The organism is Mycobacterium sp. NTMscope_MAC_269, assembly GCF_976985695.1.
In genome coordinates this window covers 1,102,323-1,115,489 of sequence record NZ_OZ335668.1, presented here as the reverse complement: position 1 = coordinate 1,115,489, position 13,167 = coordinate 1,102,323, and the positions used below count along the sequence as shown (strand labels likewise).

Genomic DNA, 13,167 nt, shown 5'->3' with positions numbered 1-13,167 from the left:
TTAGTCCCCCGGCGGGACGCGGGTCCGTCAGCCCGAACGGCCACCGCTCGCGTGCGCCTGCGGCATGTCCGGACAACACATCTGATTCAATAGAGTCGCCGCGACTACCGAGCAGAACGAGCCCGGGCGGCCCCGCAAGGACAAACTGGGATGCCGAGAGGGCGTCCGCCCAGGACGCGTCAACGCCGACTTTTCCCGCCCGGCTACTGGATTCAACATATTCGCGGAGTTCGGACATGAGCGGCTCAGCTGGGCGCAGCGACAACGGCGTCGGGGATGCCGCCGCGCGAGCAATCCTGCTCGCCACCAAGCTGCACGTCCCGGCCATCGGCGCGCAGCTCGTTCAACGGTCCACCCTGCTCGACGCACTATCGGCGGGCCGCCGCCGCAAGCTGACCCTATTGAGTGCGCCGGCGGGCTGGGGCAAGACGACATTGCTGGCGCAGTGGGCTTTGGGTGCGGGCGAGGACGAACAGTTCGCGTGGCTGTCGCTTGACTCGTCCGACAACGACCCGGTGTGGTTTTGGATGTACGTGGTCGCCGCGCTGCAAAAGGTCAGTCCCGGGACGGGAATTCGCGCGGTAGAACTCCTAGCGATGGGTGCCGACCCGGTGCAGGTCGTTTTGCCTACCCTGCTCAATGATCTCGACACAATCGCCAGCCCGGTGGTGCTCATCCTTGACGACTACCACCAGGTCGTGCGTCGAGCGGTGCACGAGCAGCTTGCGTTCTTCATCAGCCGGATGCCGGCCAACCTGCACCTGGTGTTGGCCACCCGATCCGACCCGACGTTGCCGTTGGCTCGGCTCAGGGCCAGCGGCGAGCTTGCCGAGGTGCGAACCGACGACTTGCGTTTCGGTCCGATCGAGGCGGACCATCTGCTGAACGATGTCCTCGGGCTGGGCTTGGCCCCCACAGACATTCACCTCTTGCACCGACGCACCGAAGGGTGGGCCGCCGGCCTCTACCTTGCCGCCCTCTCGCTTGCCGGGCGTGCTGACACCGCCGCGTTCATCAGGACCTTCGCGGGCGATAACCGTCATATCGTCGACTACCTGATGGCCGAGGTGCTCGACGGTCAGCCACCGCACCTGCGCAGCTTTTTACTACGTACGTCGGTCCTGGGACGACTCAGCGGTGCGCTGTGCGACGCGGTGCTGCAAACGTCCGGTTCCGCCTCGGTCTTGCAAGACATCGAGCGCGAAAACCTGTTTGTGGTGCCACTGGATACGTCGCGTCGTTGGTATCGCTATCACCAGCTGTTCGGCGAGCTGCTGCGCACCGAGCTGCGCCGTACCGAGCCCGATCTCGTCGCCGACCTGCACCGTCGAGCCGCGGCGTGGTTCGAGGCCGAGGGGCTCATCGATGAGGCGGTGCGCCACCTGCTCGCTGCCGGTGACATCGCGCGCAGTGCTGACCTGATCGCCGCGGACTGGGTCGGCGAATTCAATGGGGGCGGCATGTCGACCATCTCCGGCTACCTCGATCTGCTTCCCGAGGAGACCGTTCGACAGGATGCGCGGCTGAGCGTGGCCCACGCCTGGATCGCCCTCAGCGACGGTCAACTCGATGACGCCGCCGAGTGGATGGAGGCGGCCGAGACCCGAGCCACGGCCGACACCGCGGAAGGCCGCGCCATCAGCGCTCAAGTCGTCGTATTGCGCGCGATTCACTCGTTCAAGACGGCGGACGTCGCCGCGGCGCTGGAGACCGCGCGCCGGGCGCTCACCCTCGATCTCGCCGAAGTGCCGCTGGCCCAAACACGGGCCTACTGCATCTATGGTGCCGCACTGTACTTTTCGGGCGATACTCCTGAGGCGCAAGCAAACTTCCGGCGCGCCGTAGGCCTGGCCGAGAATGTTGGCGATCGTCGCGCCCGCAGCTACGGGTTGGGATACCTGGCGCTGATTTCGGCCGAACATGGCCGGCTCGCAGACGCCGAGCGTCAGATCCGCGAGGCTTCGGGCAGCTCCCGAGACCTGGCGGATGCCGAACATCTCGTGGAAGTGATGGTGGCGCTTGCCACGGCCGAACTCCTCGCCAGGCGCGGTGACGCGACTGCGGCGGTGGCCGCCGCCGACATGGCCGTCATGTCGGCCCGCCAAGGAGGAGCGATCCTCGAGGTGGCCAAGGCACTGTCGGTCAGAGCGGAGATCTTCGCGGATCTCGGCGACCACCAAGCCGCGAAGGCGAGCTTCGACGAGGTCGACACACTGGTGCGCGGTTGCCCGGACGCTTCCATCGCCTCGACGCTGATCGCTTCGGCCGAACGCAACCCCGCCGGCGCGGTGACGACGCCGCGCAACGAGGGCTACGCGGTCTGCGAGGAGCTGACTCCCAAGGAGCTTGAGGTGCTCCGCCTGCTCGCCACCCGGTTGTCGCGACGCGAAATCGGTGAGCGGCTCTACGTTTCGCTCAATACCGTGAAGACACACCAGCGCGCCGTGTACCGCAAGCTCGGCGTCGAGCACCGCGGAGCGGCGGTCAGTCGGGCGCGAGAACTCGGCCTCCTGTAATTCATCCGCCGGCACCGCGCCCGATGCGCCAGGCCACGAAACGCCTTGTCGGAGAACGTCGTTAATCAACCACCCAGGTGAACAGGCGTCGGGTTTGAGGACGCTTCACCCGATGCGGCGCCGGCCTCACAGGACAGCAGTGGACATGGCACGGTTACCGGTCGTCCGCGGTGAATTCGCGTCTGACCGGCTATGAGCACACGGTCGCTTTCGTCGAATCAGGCTGCGGGTTGCGCAGGATGCTGGCCATCATTCGCCTGCAGCAGTTCGAGGCGGTTTAGGTGCGCAACACCCGCCAGACCGGCCTGCTCCGTTGCTGGCGATTGTCAATTGTGGTTACGGCGGATCGGTCACGTCGTTTATCACCCGGGTGAGCGACTCAGGTGGGCGAGGACAGTTCACCCCTTCGTGCGCCATGCTTTTGACGTCTACACGCGCAGCCGTGCCTGTTGTGTGAGACCACCTCCAACTAGGAGGACCCTGACAGGGAGGACCAGAGTGAGCGCCGCCGGGAGAATGCTGGAGACCTATCCCCGAGATCTGGGCCGGATCGACATCGCCAAGCTGATCGCATGTATCGACGCCTGCATTGAATGTGACCAAGCATGCACAGCGTGTGCAGACGCTTGCCTCAGCGAAGATGACGTCAATCACTTGACCAAATGCATCCGTACTTGCCTTGACTGTTCGGATGTCTGCGCCACAACCGGCCGCGTCCTTTCCCGGCACACGGACTACGACGCCAACGTGACCAGGACGGTGCTCCAAACGTGCGTCACCGCATGTAAGGCAAGCGCAGACGAGTGTGACAAGCATGCGGCGAAGCACGAGCATTGCCGCGTGTGCACCGAAGTGTGCCGTCGCTGCGAACGAGCCTGCCGCGACCTCGTCGGTGCGCTCGGTTGAGACAAGCACCGAGCGGGCGCGCGCTCTCGCTGAGCGAGTGTGACCTTGCCGAGACGGAATGGAGATGGCGCTGATGGGGATTTCTGAATTCGACGACGTGCAGGCCCACCTGCTCGAGCCAGAAGAAAGCGTGGACTCTGAACAGACGGGCATCGACCTGGACGAGGGCTATTCACCTCCGGAACGCCCGCAAGAATTGCGGGCGTGGGGCCTCACCGCGAGGGAAGCGCGCACCCACGAAAGTCTGGCGCGCCGGCTGGCCCGTGAGCTGCCCGACGTGACCGACCGGTGGGACGGCGACGGAATCGGTGACAGCGCCGATAGCGACGGCGAGCCCATAGACGATCAGGTCGGCGGCAGGCGCGCAGGCCGACTCGTCGCCTTCGACGTCGACCCGACAGATCCGGCGACGGACTACCTTGCCTACGACGTCGGCATTGACGGAGGCGCCGCGTCGGCCGAGGAAGCCGCCATCCATATCGTCGGCGACGAGGACACCAACGCCGTTGGGGGATGGCGTCTTTGATGACCTGTCCTCCGACCACGCGGTGAGGTTCGAGCCGTGCCGACCCGCATTGTGATCCTCGGCGGTGGCCCGGGAGGTTACGAGGCGGCACTGGTCGCCGCCGCCCGCGGGCCCGAGGTCGCGCAGGTGAGCCTCGTGGACGCCGACGGTATCGGCGGTGCGGCCGTGCTGTGCGACTGCGTACCATCGAAGACGTTCATCGCCTCCACCGGACTACGCACCGAACTGCGCCGGGCGCCGCTGGGATTGGACATCGATATCACCGACGCCGAAATCTCGTTGCCCGAAATTCACCAGCGGGTCAAAACATTGGCCGTCGCCCAGTCCGCCGACATCACCGCCGACCTGCTCAGCATGGGCATCGAGCTGATCGCCGGTCGCGGCGAGTTGATCGACTCGACTGCCGGGCTGGCGCGTCACTGCATCAAGGTGACGGTGCCCGACGGCACCACGATGGTGCGAGATGCCGACGTGGTGCTGATCGCGACCGGCGCCAGCCCCCGAATCCTGCCGTCGGCGCAGCCCGACGGCGAGCGCATCCTGACCTGGCGCCAGCTCTACAACCTGACCGCTCTCCCCGACCACCTCATCGTCGTCGGGTCGGGTGTCACCGGCGCCGAGTTTGTCAACGCCTACACCGAACTCGGTGTCACGGTGACCGTCGTGGCCAGTCGGGACCGGGTGCTGCCCTACGAGGACGCCGACGCCGCGTGGGTGCTGGAGGAATCGTTCGCCGAACACGGCGTCAAACTTGTCAAAAATGCACGCGCACAATCGGTTTCCCGCATCGAGGGCGGAATCGTGGTCACCCTGACCGACGGGCGCACCGTGGAGGGCAGCCACGCCCTGATGACGATCGGTTTGGTGCCCAACACCGATGGCCTGGGCCTGGAGCGGGTCGGCATCGAGCTGGACCGCGGCGGCTACCTGACCGTGGACCGGGTGTCGCGAACCTCGGTGCCCGGGATCTACGCCGCCGGTGACTGCACCGGCCTGCTGCCGCTGGCCTCGGTCGCCGCCATGCAGGGCCGCATCGCGATGTATCACGCGCTGGGCGAGGGCGTCACCCCGATCCGGTTGCGCACGGTGGCGGCGACGGTGTTCACCCGCCCCGAGATCGCCGCCGTCGGCGTGCCGCAGACGATGATCGACGACGGTTCGGTGTCGGCCCGGACCATCATGCTGCCGTTTGAAACCAATGCGCGCGCCAAGATGTCGGAGCTGCGTCACGGCTTTGTCAAGCTCTTCTGCCAACAGTCCACCGGGGTGGTGATCGGCGGGGTGGTGGTGGCGCCCATCGCCTCCGAGCTGATCCTGCCGATCGCCGTGGCCGTGCAGAACCGCATCACCGTCAACGAGCTGGCACAGACGCTCGCGGTGTACCCGTCGCTGTCCGGCTCGATCACCGAAGCGGCCCGGCGGCTGATAGCTCACGATGATCTGGGCTGACGCCGGCCGACGGTTCGCGCCGCGGCTCGTAGCTCGCACGGCGCTTGTCATCGCCGCAACGCCTGTCGCCTTCTGGTGGCTGGCACCGTGGAAGTTGTTCATCAGGACCTCAATCGATGAGATGCTGCCGCGCGGAGCTCAGACCACCCAGTCAGGAGAATTCGCCAGCCACATCCACCGAACCAGCGGTGCCGCGCGGCTAGCGACCTTGCCTGATGGGTCACGGATTCTGCGGCTGGAGAATCTCCATGCCACGTTGGGACCGCAGCTGCGCGTCTGGCTAAGTGATGCACGAGTAGCCAACGGCCGTAGCCGATCTCGAAGGTTTGGTCGTGGCCATCACACCGATCTCGGTGCCCTGCGCGCCAACCGCGGCAACGCCAACTACGCCATACCCGACGATGTCGACACCGCCGGAGTCGGCAGCGTCATTCTGTGGTGCGCCCGCTTCGGTGTGTCCTTTGGCGCTGCGGAGTTGCGCCCGCTGCGGCAATTATCACCCGGGTGAACCGCGGCGGAGGGTGATGACAGCCGGGCCCGGTCCGGGCGACGCTCAGAACACCGCCCGGCAGGTGCCGATACACCGCCTGGCCATCGACCGGACGGCCATGCGTTCCGCAGCAACGGGCTTGCACGCGGGGTCGTGAAAACAACGCCCTACGAAGGCCTGGTAACGGAGGATGTGTGACCCAAACTGCGCGCCGCTTTAGCTTGACGGCGCGGGATCGGCGGATGCTGGCCGGCGCGTACTGGCCGGCCATCGCGTTCGCCGCCGCACTCGTCAGCGCACGCATCGCTCGGTGCCACCGAGACCGGCAGGAGGCCGCGGTCCAATGACACAAAACCCCACCCTGACCGCGCTGTCGGCGGCCGGCGTGTCGATTTGGCTGGACGACCTGTCCCGCGAACGCCTGGTATCTGGCAACCTACAGCGGCTGATCGACACCAGAAGCGTCGTCGGCGTCACCACCAACCCCTCGATCTTCCAGCGGGCCATCTCACACGGCCATGCCTACGACCAACAGATCACCGAACTGGCAGGACGCGGCGCCGACGCCGAATCGGCGATCCGCACCGTCATCACGGACGACGTCCGGCAAGCATGCGACGTCCTGCGCCCGCAGTGGGAAGCCTCCGCCGGTGTCGACGGGCGGGTGTCGATCGAGGTCGACCCGCGGGCGGCCCACGACGCCGAGAAGACGGTCAGCCAAGCCGTCGAGCTGTGGAAGATCGTCGATCGACCGAATCTGTTCATCAAAATTCCCGCGACCTCGGCCGGCATGTCCGCGATCACCGCCACTGTTGCCGAAGGCATTTCAGTCAACGTGACCCTCATCTTCTCGGTCGAGCGCCACCGTGCGGTGATGAACGCCTACCTGGCCGGACTGGAAGCCGCGCAACGCGCCGGCAAAGACCTCACCCAAATCCATTCCGTGGCATCCCTGTTCGTCTCCCGCATCGACACCGAAGTCGACCGGCGGCTGGAGTCAATCGGCAGCGAGGCGGCTCTGGTCCTGCGCGGACGCGCTGGAGTCGCCACCGCCCGGCTCGTCTATGCCGCCTATCAGGAGGTGTTCCAAGCCGGGCACCGCTATGCCGCGCTCGGCGCCGACGGGGCCCATGTGCAGCGCCCGCTGTGGGCCTCCACCGGGGTGAAAAACCCCGCATATCCCGACACCCTGTACGTCACCGAGCTGGTCGCACCACACACGGTCAGCACCATTCCGGAAAAAACCTTGGAAGCCCTCGCCGACCACGGCGTGATCACCGGTGACTCCATCACCGGCACGGCCACCGGCGCCCGAACGGTGCTCGACAGCGTCAGCGCAGCAGGCGTCGACCTCATGGGCGCCGCCAGGATGCTTGAAGACGACGGCGTCGCCAAATTCGAAGCATCCTGGCGGCAACTGCTCGGCTCCTATCCCGCTCCGCAAAATCCGCTGCCAGGAGGACACCAATGACTGTCGTCAACAAAGGCTTTCGCGGACGCCGAGCTGAGTCGGTCCTCGAGTTGCCGCCCGGCCAGCATCTGACCGCGGACTTCCCCGTCCTGCAGGCAGGACCGACCCCACACATCGATCTCGATCGTTGGCGTTTCACCATCCGCGACGAGCGTGGCACCGAACACGCGTGGACCTGGGCCCAGATGAAGCAATTGCCAAGCGAGCGGCCCACCGTCGACATCCACTGCGTCACCACGTGGTCCAAGCTGAACACGATGTGGGAAGGCGTATCGGTGGACACCCTCTTCGAATCGATCGACACGGCCGCCCGATTCGCGCTGGTCGGTTCCTACGGCGGCTATACCACCAACCTCCCGTTGCATGACCTTCTCGGTGGCAAGGCGTGGATCGTCTACGCCTACGGCGGTGCGCCGCTCAGCCCGATGCACGGCGGCCCGGCCCGATTGCTGGTGCCGCACCTGTATTTCTGGAAGTCCGCAAAATGGGTGACGTCCATCGAGTTGCGCGACAGCGACATACCGGGGTTCTGGGAAGGGTTGGGCTACCACAACTACGGCGACCCGTGGCGAGAACAACGCTACGCCGGGGACTGACGACAATTGACAACGACTGTGGACGTCGACGTGAAACCGACGCTACGGTGGCGGGTCGCACAGGTGTTGAGCTCGCGACCCGAGACCGAGTCTGCGCAGACGATCAGATTGACCGTCCCCGGCTGGGGCGGCCACTTGGCGGGCCAGCACATCGATCTCAAACTGACCGCCGAGGACGGTTACAGCGCACAACGCAGCTACTCACTGGCCAGACCGGCAGAAGGTGACCACATCGAGCTCACCGTGCAGCGCATCGCCGACGGAGAGGTGTCGCCGTATCTCATCGGACTCGCTGCCGGCGACGAGATCGAACTGCGCGGCCCGATCGGTGGCTGGTTCGTGTGGCGGCCGGACGTCAAGGCTCAGGTTCTGCTCGTCGGCGGCGGATCGGGAATCGTGCCGTTGATGGCGATGCTTCGTCAGCGGGTCGCGGCGGGCGGCGCCAACTTTCGGCTGGTCTATTCGGTGCGCGGCCCCGCCGATGTGTACTACGCCCAAGAGCTGTCGCGACTCGAGCGTGACTGTGATTGGCTTCAGCTGACGCTGCTCTATACCCGCTCGGCCCCGCCGCAGACCACGCGGCCGCCGGGCCGGGTGCGCGCCGCCGACCTCGCCACGACTCGGTGGGAAATCCACGAGGGGGTGCGCTCCTACGTCTGCGGCCCAACGGGATTCGTGGAATCAGTCACCGCGAAGCTGACCGAGTTGGGGCATCGGCCATCAGCCATCCGGACCGAGCGATTCGGACCGAGCAACTAATCCAGAAACGAGGAATGATGACCGAACCAATGCACGTCGACGGCAACGCGGCGGCGGGCGCCTTCGCGGAGTTTCTGGGATTCGATGTCACCACCGCGATGCTCACCTGCGGAAAATGTTGTCACGCCACGGCGTTCGCCGAGGGGCACGTCTACAACCGCGGCCCCGGCATCGTGGTGCGCTGCCCGGGCTGCGATGACGTGCTGGCCCGGCTCGTGCGAACGAGCACCGACATGTGGCTCGACTTCCGTGGCGCCCAGTCCTGGCGTGTCGCGATCCCCGACCGGTGATGGAATCTCTCGACGCACTCGCCGGTCGCGTGCGCACCGCCGACATCGTGGACGCCGTGGGGCGAGACCACCGACATCGCTGCCACCTCCTCGATCTGGTGAGCCCGACGCCGGGTCGCCGGCTCTTCGGTCCCGCCGTGACGATCTCCTACTTCCCGGCGTGCAGGGCCGCCCTCCCGCCCGAGCGCTACAGCTTCAAGAGGTTGTTCTACGACGCCATCGCAAGTGGTGCCGACGGACGCGTTCTGGTTCTGGCCAGCAACGGCTGTAGCGATGCCTCGCTGGGCGGCGGGACAAAGCTGTCGCGCGCCCAAAACCATCGGCTTGCCGGCATTCTCGCGGACGGGCGGCTGCGCGACTTTGCCGAGCTGGCGCACTACGACCTCGCCGTCTATTGCCGCGGCGAGACAACGAGGTCGGGTGGTGATTTCGTCACCCCGTACGAGGCGAACCGTCCGGTAGTGATCTCGGGGGTTGCCGTCCGTCCCGGCGACTATGTCTTCGCCGATGCGTCCGGGGCCGCGGTGATACGCGCCGAGGACGTGCGCGCCGTGCTGCGCGCCGCCAACCAGGTCGTGCTGGAGGATGCGGAGGCCATTGCCACGATCAGGTGTGAGGCGCCAAACACATTGGAAGCCAACGAGAACTGACGAACCGGGGTGAGCACCCGTCACTTTGGTTACCGCACACGACAACGCTAGGGGCCGGAATGGTTGAGCATCACCACGCCGACTGGGACACGGGCACGCGGCGCATCGAGACACCCCGGCTACTCTTGCGGCCGTGGCAGCTCGATGACGATCTCGCCGCGTACGCGACATACGGTGCGCCGGAAGTGGCGCGTTGGCTGTGTCCGGCCTTGCCTCCCATCGCCGACACGCTCGAAATGCGACACGTCCTGACGGCATGGATCGCCGAAAACGACCCGACCGGGCTGCCGTTGGGCCGGTGGGCCATCACCGACAAGAGCTCCGGACACGTGCTCGGGGGCGTGGCCCTGCTACCGCTGCCCCCGGGCGGAACGGATCTGGAGATCGGGTGGCAACTGTCTCCGGAGTCCTGGGGCTACGGGTACGGCGCGGAAGCCGGGCACGCGGTTGCCCATCAGGCTTTCGAGAACCCGGGTATCAGTGAGGTCTTCGCGGTCGTGCGACCGGAGAATCGCCGTGGTGTGGCTACCGCCCGGCGAGTTGGGATGGAATGGGTTGGCGAGACCGACAAGTACTACAACCTCACGCTGCAGGTCTACCGCCTGACGAAGGCCGATCTGGACCTCCCGGAACCGGCTTGCGCGCAATGAACAGCACTGCCGCACATCGACTTATCGTCCTCTCACCCGGGTGAATTACACGCGGGGATGAGGACAACTCACCCCGTGCGCAGACATAGTGGTCGCTGACTGAGCCGCGACCAAAACCGCCTCGATGACCGTGTGACCAACTGCACCGCCCGACCACGGCAGTGCGGGGTCGGTAGCGGTCGCGCGGTGAGCGAAACACACAGAACGGAGACCACATGTCGCAGAGTGAGGCCACCGCCATCACGAGCGCCGGACCGGGAAACTCTCGAACGACCGTCATCGCGCCCCTCGTCGCACGCTACGGTCTGGCCATAGTTCTGGCCTGGTTCGGGGCCATGAAATTCACTCATTATGAGTCCCAGGGCATTTCGCATTGGGTAGCCAACAGCCCCTTTTTGGGTTGGGTCTATGAGGCCATGTCCATCGACGCCTTCGGTCGATTGAACGGAACGGTCGAACTGATTACTGCGGCACTGTTGGCTCTCAAGCCCTGGTATCCAAAGGCTGCCGTGGTGGGCGGCATCGTCGCCTCTCTGTTCTTCGTGACCACACTGAGTTTCATGATCACGACCCCCGGTGTTGGCGAGGCGTCCGCCGGTGGCTTTCCCGTTTTGTCCGCCGACGGGGAGTTCTTGATGAAAGACATCGCGCTCATCGGCTTAGCGCTCTGGCTGCTGGTGGACGCCATCGACGCGGCCCGCGAACAGGCGAGCGTCGCCAAATCACATTGATACTAAGCGCTGATGAAGTTGCCCGCGACGAGGAATCTGGTGTCCGCCTACGGAAATCGGGCACGTAACTCCGCAGCAATCACCCGGGTGAACAGGGGGTTGGGGTGATGCCGACTCACCCCGCGGAGTTGCAGTCTCGTTAGGACTGGAAGCGGGCGGGAATGTCGGCCCGCACTCGCTCGAATCCAAGACGTCGGCGGCCCGGCTGGAGCCGTCAAGGAATCCAAGAAGGGACCCGAACATGCATTTTGACGACAAGAAGGTCATCGTTGTCGGCGGCAGCGCCGGCATGGGTCGGCAGGTCGCTCTCGATGTCGTCGACCATGGCGGCAGTGCGGTAATCGTCGGACGTTCGAAAGACCGTGTCGATGACACCGTCGCTGAGCTGACGAACCGGCGTGGCCAAGCCTGGGGCATCGCCGCCGAGTTGACGGATCGTGCCGCCGTGGCCGATGTGCAGCGTGCGCTGTCCGAGCAGCACGACGACGCGACCTTGCTCGTCAATGCGGCCGGATTCTTCATCCCGAAGCCATTTCTGGAATACGACGCGCTGACCTATGACTCCTACATGGAACTCAACTATGCGCTGTTTTTTCTGACCCAAACCGTTGTCGCGGGCATGATCGCCAATGGTGAGGGTGGGTCCATCGTCAACATCGGCAGCATGTGGGCACATCAAGCCATCGGTTTGACACCGTCGTCTGTGTATTCGATGCAAAAGGCCGGCCTGCATGCGCTCACCCACAATCTGGCCATCGAGCTTGCGGAGCACAAGATTCGCGTCAACGCGGTGGCGCCGGCGGTTGTCAAGACGCCGCTATATGAAGGCTTTATCCCGAAGGACGAAATCGACGCCACGCTAGACACTTTCGCGCCGCTTCATCCGCTGGGACGAGTCGGCACCCCCGTCGACGTCGCCAACGCCGTAACCTATCTGCTTTCCGAACAGGCAACCTGGGTCACCGGCGCGATCCTCAACGTCGACGGCGGCATCATGGCCGGCCGCAACTGAAGTTCCTGCCGCACCAGCCAATTGACCACGCACCCAGCCAAGGAGCATCAGTGTCACACGAATACAACAAAAACCCGGCGGCGATCGACGCGCTGAGTCCCGAGCAGTACCACGTCACCCAGGAGAGCGGGACCGAGCGTCCATTCTCCGGCGAATACTGGGCCAACAAGGAACCGGGCATCTACGTCGACGTCGTCTCCGGTGAGCCGCTGTTCGCATCGGTCGACAAGTTCGAGAGCGGCACCGGCTGGCCCAGCTTCACCCAGCCGATCGATGCGGACAACGTCGTCGAGAAGACCGACCGCAGCCACTTCATGGAACGCACCGAGGTGCGCTCGGCGCACGGCGACAGCCACCTCGGGCACGTCTTCAGCGACGGCCCGAGGGATCAAGGCGGCCTACGCTACTGCATCAACTCGGCGTCGCTGCGTTTCATTCACCGCGACAACCTCGACGCCGAAGGTTACGGGCAATACCTGAGCCTGTTCTCCGACGCGGCCGCAAAGCGACGCGGCGGCGCACCCGTGAGCGAGCAGCGGTCATGACACAGAAGGTTGCCATCCTGGCGGGTGGATGCTTTTGGGGCATGCAGGATCTGATCCGCAAGCAGCCCGGCGTGGTGTCCACCCGGGTCGGCTACACCGGCGGCCAGAACGCACACCCTACCTATCGCAACCATCCCGGCCACGCCGAGGCGATCGAGGTCACTTACGACCCCGACCAGACCGATTATCGGACGCTGCTGGAGTTCTTCTTCCAGATCCACGACCCGACCACCAAGAACCGCCAGGGCAACGACGTCGGGACCAGCTACCGCTCAGCGATCTTCTATCTGGACGACGATCAGAAGCGGATCGCGCTCGACACCATCGCTGACGTCGACGAGTCGGGACTGTGGCCCGGCACGGTGGTCACCGAAGTGGCCCCGGCCGGCGAGTTCTGGGAGGCGGAGCCCGAGCACCAGGACTACCTCGAGCGGTATCCGTCGGGCTATACGTGCCACTACGTCCGGCCAGGCTGGAAGCTGCCACACCGCAGCGGTTTTCGCGATGTCACGTCGCCGTCAACGCACGCGAACCGCGATGGGTGATCGCGGTCGTCCGGCGCCGACGCCGTTGACC

At 65.4% G+C, this 13,167-nt stretch carries 15 protein-coding genes; all 15 read left to right on the top strand.

What is annotated here, in order from left to right; genetic code table 11:
* Positions 1 to 236 precede the first annotated feature (236 nt).
* The 15 genes from ACZ50Z_RS05650 (at position 237) to msrA (ending at position 13,136) form a co-directional block, all read left to right on the top strand.
* Entirely contained in the window at positions 237 to 2,516 is a 2,280-nt protein-coding gene (locus tag ACZ50Z_RS05650; RefSeq protein ID WP_464482647.1) for a LuxR C-terminal-related transcriptional regulator, read from the top strand.
* A gap of 516 nt (positions 2,517 to 3,032) precedes the next feature.
* The gene (locus ACZ50Z_RS05645) at positions 3,033 to 3,422 is read left to right on the top strand and encodes a four-helix bundle copper-binding protein (protein ID WP_464486106.1); all 390 of its coding nucleotides are present in this window, start codon (positions 3,033 to 3,035) and stop codon (positions 3,420 to 3,422) included.
* A gap of 58 nt (positions 3,423 to 3,480) precedes the next feature.
* On the top strand, positions 3,481 to 3,948 hold the full coding sequence (locus ACZ50Z_RS05640; protein WP_464482646.1) for a DUF5709 domain-containing protein: 468 nt from the start codon (positions 3,481 to 3,483) through the stop codon (positions 3,946 to 3,948).
* A 36-nt stretch (positions 3,949 to 3,984) separates the two neighbouring features.
* Positions 3,985 to 5,397, top strand: a complete 1,413-nt coding sequence (locus ACZ50Z_RS05635) for an NAD(P)H-quinone dehydrogenase (protein WP_464482645.1) — start codon at positions 3,985 to 3,987, stop codon at positions 5,395 to 5,397.
* Positions 5,384 to 5,905, top strand: coding sequence for a DM13 domain-containing protein (locus tag ACZ50Z_RS05630; protein WP_464482644.1), 522 nt, complete (start codon positions 5,384 to 5,386; stop codon positions 5,903 to 5,905). Before ACZ50Z_RS05635 ends, ACZ50Z_RS05630 begins: the two co-directional genes overlap by 14 nt.
* Positions 5,906 to 6,230: 325 nt before the next feature.
* Complete coding sequence (gene tal / locus ACZ50Z_RS05625) at positions 6,231 to 7,358, top strand: transaldolase (RefSeq protein ID WP_464482643.1); 1,128 nt, start codon at positions 6,231 to 6,233, stop codon at positions 7,356 to 7,358.
* On the top strand, positions 7,355 to 7,954 hold the full coding sequence (locus tag ACZ50Z_RS05620; RefSeq protein ID WP_464482642.1) for a molybdopterin-dependent oxidoreductase: 600 nt from the start codon (positions 7,355 to 7,357) through the stop codon (positions 7,952 to 7,954). The genes tal and ACZ50Z_RS05620 overlap by 4 nt, the downstream gene beginning before the upstream one ends.
* Positions 7,955 to 7,972: 18 nt before the next feature.
* The gene (locus ACZ50Z_RS05615) at positions 7,973 to 8,713 is read left to right on the top strand and encodes a ferredoxin reductase (RefSeq protein WP_464486105.1); all 741 of its coding nucleotides are present in this window, start codon (positions 7,973 to 7,975) and stop codon (positions 8,711 to 8,713) included.
* Between the two features lie 14 nt (positions 8,714 to 8,727).
* Positions 8,728 to 9,003 carry a DUF6510 family protein gene (locus tag ACZ50Z_RS05610; RefSeq protein ID WP_464482641.1) on the top strand — a complete coding sequence of 92 codons (276 nt, stop codon included), beginning with the start codon at positions 8,728 to 8,730 and terminating at the stop codon, positions 9,001 to 9,003.
* A 29-nt stretch (positions 9,004 to 9,032) separates the two neighbouring features.
* Entirely contained in the window at positions 9,033 to 9,653 is a 621-nt protein-coding gene (locus tag ACZ50Z_RS05605) for an RraA family protein (RefSeq protein ID WP_464482640.1), read from the top strand.
* 59 nt (positions 9,654 to 9,712) lie between these two features.
* On the top strand, positions 9,713 to 10,303 hold the full coding sequence (locus ACZ50Z_RS05600) for a GNAT family N-acetyltransferase (protein ID WP_464482639.1): 591 nt from the start codon (positions 9,713 to 9,715) through the stop codon (positions 10,301 to 10,303).
* A 215-nt stretch (positions 10,304 to 10,518) separates the two neighbouring features.
* Positions 10,519 to 11,034, top strand: a complete 516-nt coding sequence (locus tag ACZ50Z_RS05595) for a YkgB family protein (protein ID WP_464482638.1) — start codon at positions 10,519 to 10,521, stop codon at positions 11,032 to 11,034.
* A gap of 241 nt (positions 11,035 to 11,275) precedes the next feature.
* Positions 11,276 to 12,046: an SDR family NAD(P)-dependent oxidoreductase gene (locus tag ACZ50Z_RS05590; RefSeq protein WP_464482637.1), complete on the top strand. Its 771-nt coding sequence runs from the start codon at positions 11,276 to 11,278 to the stop codon at positions 12,044 to 12,046.
* Between the two features lie 50 nt (positions 12,047 to 12,096).
* Positions 12,097 to 12,591 (top strand): peptide-methionine (R)-S-oxide reductase MsrB, encoded by a 495-nt coding sequence (gene msrB, locus ACZ50Z_RS05585; RefSeq protein WP_464482636.1) that lies wholly within the window; start codon positions 12,097 to 12,099, stop codon positions 12,589 to 12,591.
* Entirely contained in the window at positions 12,588 to 13,136 is a 549-nt protein-coding gene (msrA, locus tag ACZ50Z_RS05580) for a peptide-methionine (S)-S-oxide reductase MsrA (RefSeq protein WP_464482635.1), read from the top strand. Before msrB ends, msrA begins: the two co-directional genes overlap by 4 nt.
* Positions 13,137 to 13,167 lie beyond the last annotated feature (31 nt).

Bases quoted from the DNA above. Each gene is read 5' to 3' on its own strand.
- ACZ50Z_RS05630 (WP_464482644.1), top strand. From the start codon at position 5,384: ATGATCTGGGCTGACGCCGGCCGACGGTTCGCGCCGCGGCTCGTAGCT.
- ACZ50Z_RS05610 (WP_464482641.1), top strand. From the start codon at position 8,728: ATGATGACCGAACCAATGCACGTCGACGGCAACGCGGCGGCGGGCGCC.
- ACZ50Z_RS05590 (WP_464482637.1), top strand. From the start codon at position 11,276: ATGCATTTTGACGACAAGAAGGTCATCGTTGTCGGCGGCAGCGCCGGC.
- ACZ50Z_RS05600 (WP_464482639.1), top strand. From the start codon at position 9,713: ATGGTTGAGCATCACCACGCCGACTGGGACACGGGCACGCGGCGCATC.
- ACZ50Z_RS05595 (WP_464482638.1), top strand. From the start codon at position 10,519: ATGTCGCAGAGTGAGGCCACCGCCATCACGAGCGCCGGACCGGGAAAC.
- ACZ50Z_RS05650 (WP_464482647.1), top strand. From the start codon at position 237: ATGAGCGGCTCAGCTGGGCGCAGCGACAACGGCGTCGGGGATGCCGCC.
- ACZ50Z_RS05640 (WP_464482646.1), top strand. From the start codon at position 3,481: ATGGAGATGGCGCTGATGGGGATTTCTGAATTCGACGACGTGCAGGCC.
- ACZ50Z_RS05645 (WP_464486106.1), top strand. From the start codon at position 3,033: ATGCTGGAGACCTATCCCCGAGATCTGGGCCGGATCGACATCGCCAAG.
- tal (WP_464482643.1), top strand. From the start codon at position 6,231: ATGACACAAAACCCCACCCTGACCGCGCTGTCGGCGGCCGGCGTGTCG.
- ACZ50Z_RS05620 (WP_464482642.1), top strand. From the start codon at position 7,355: ATGACTGTCGTCAACAAAGGCTTTCGCGGACGCCGAGCTGAGTCGGTC.
- msrA (WP_464482635.1), top strand. From the start codon at position 12,588: ATGACACAGAAGGTTGCCATCCTGGCGGGTGGATGCTTTTGGGGCATG.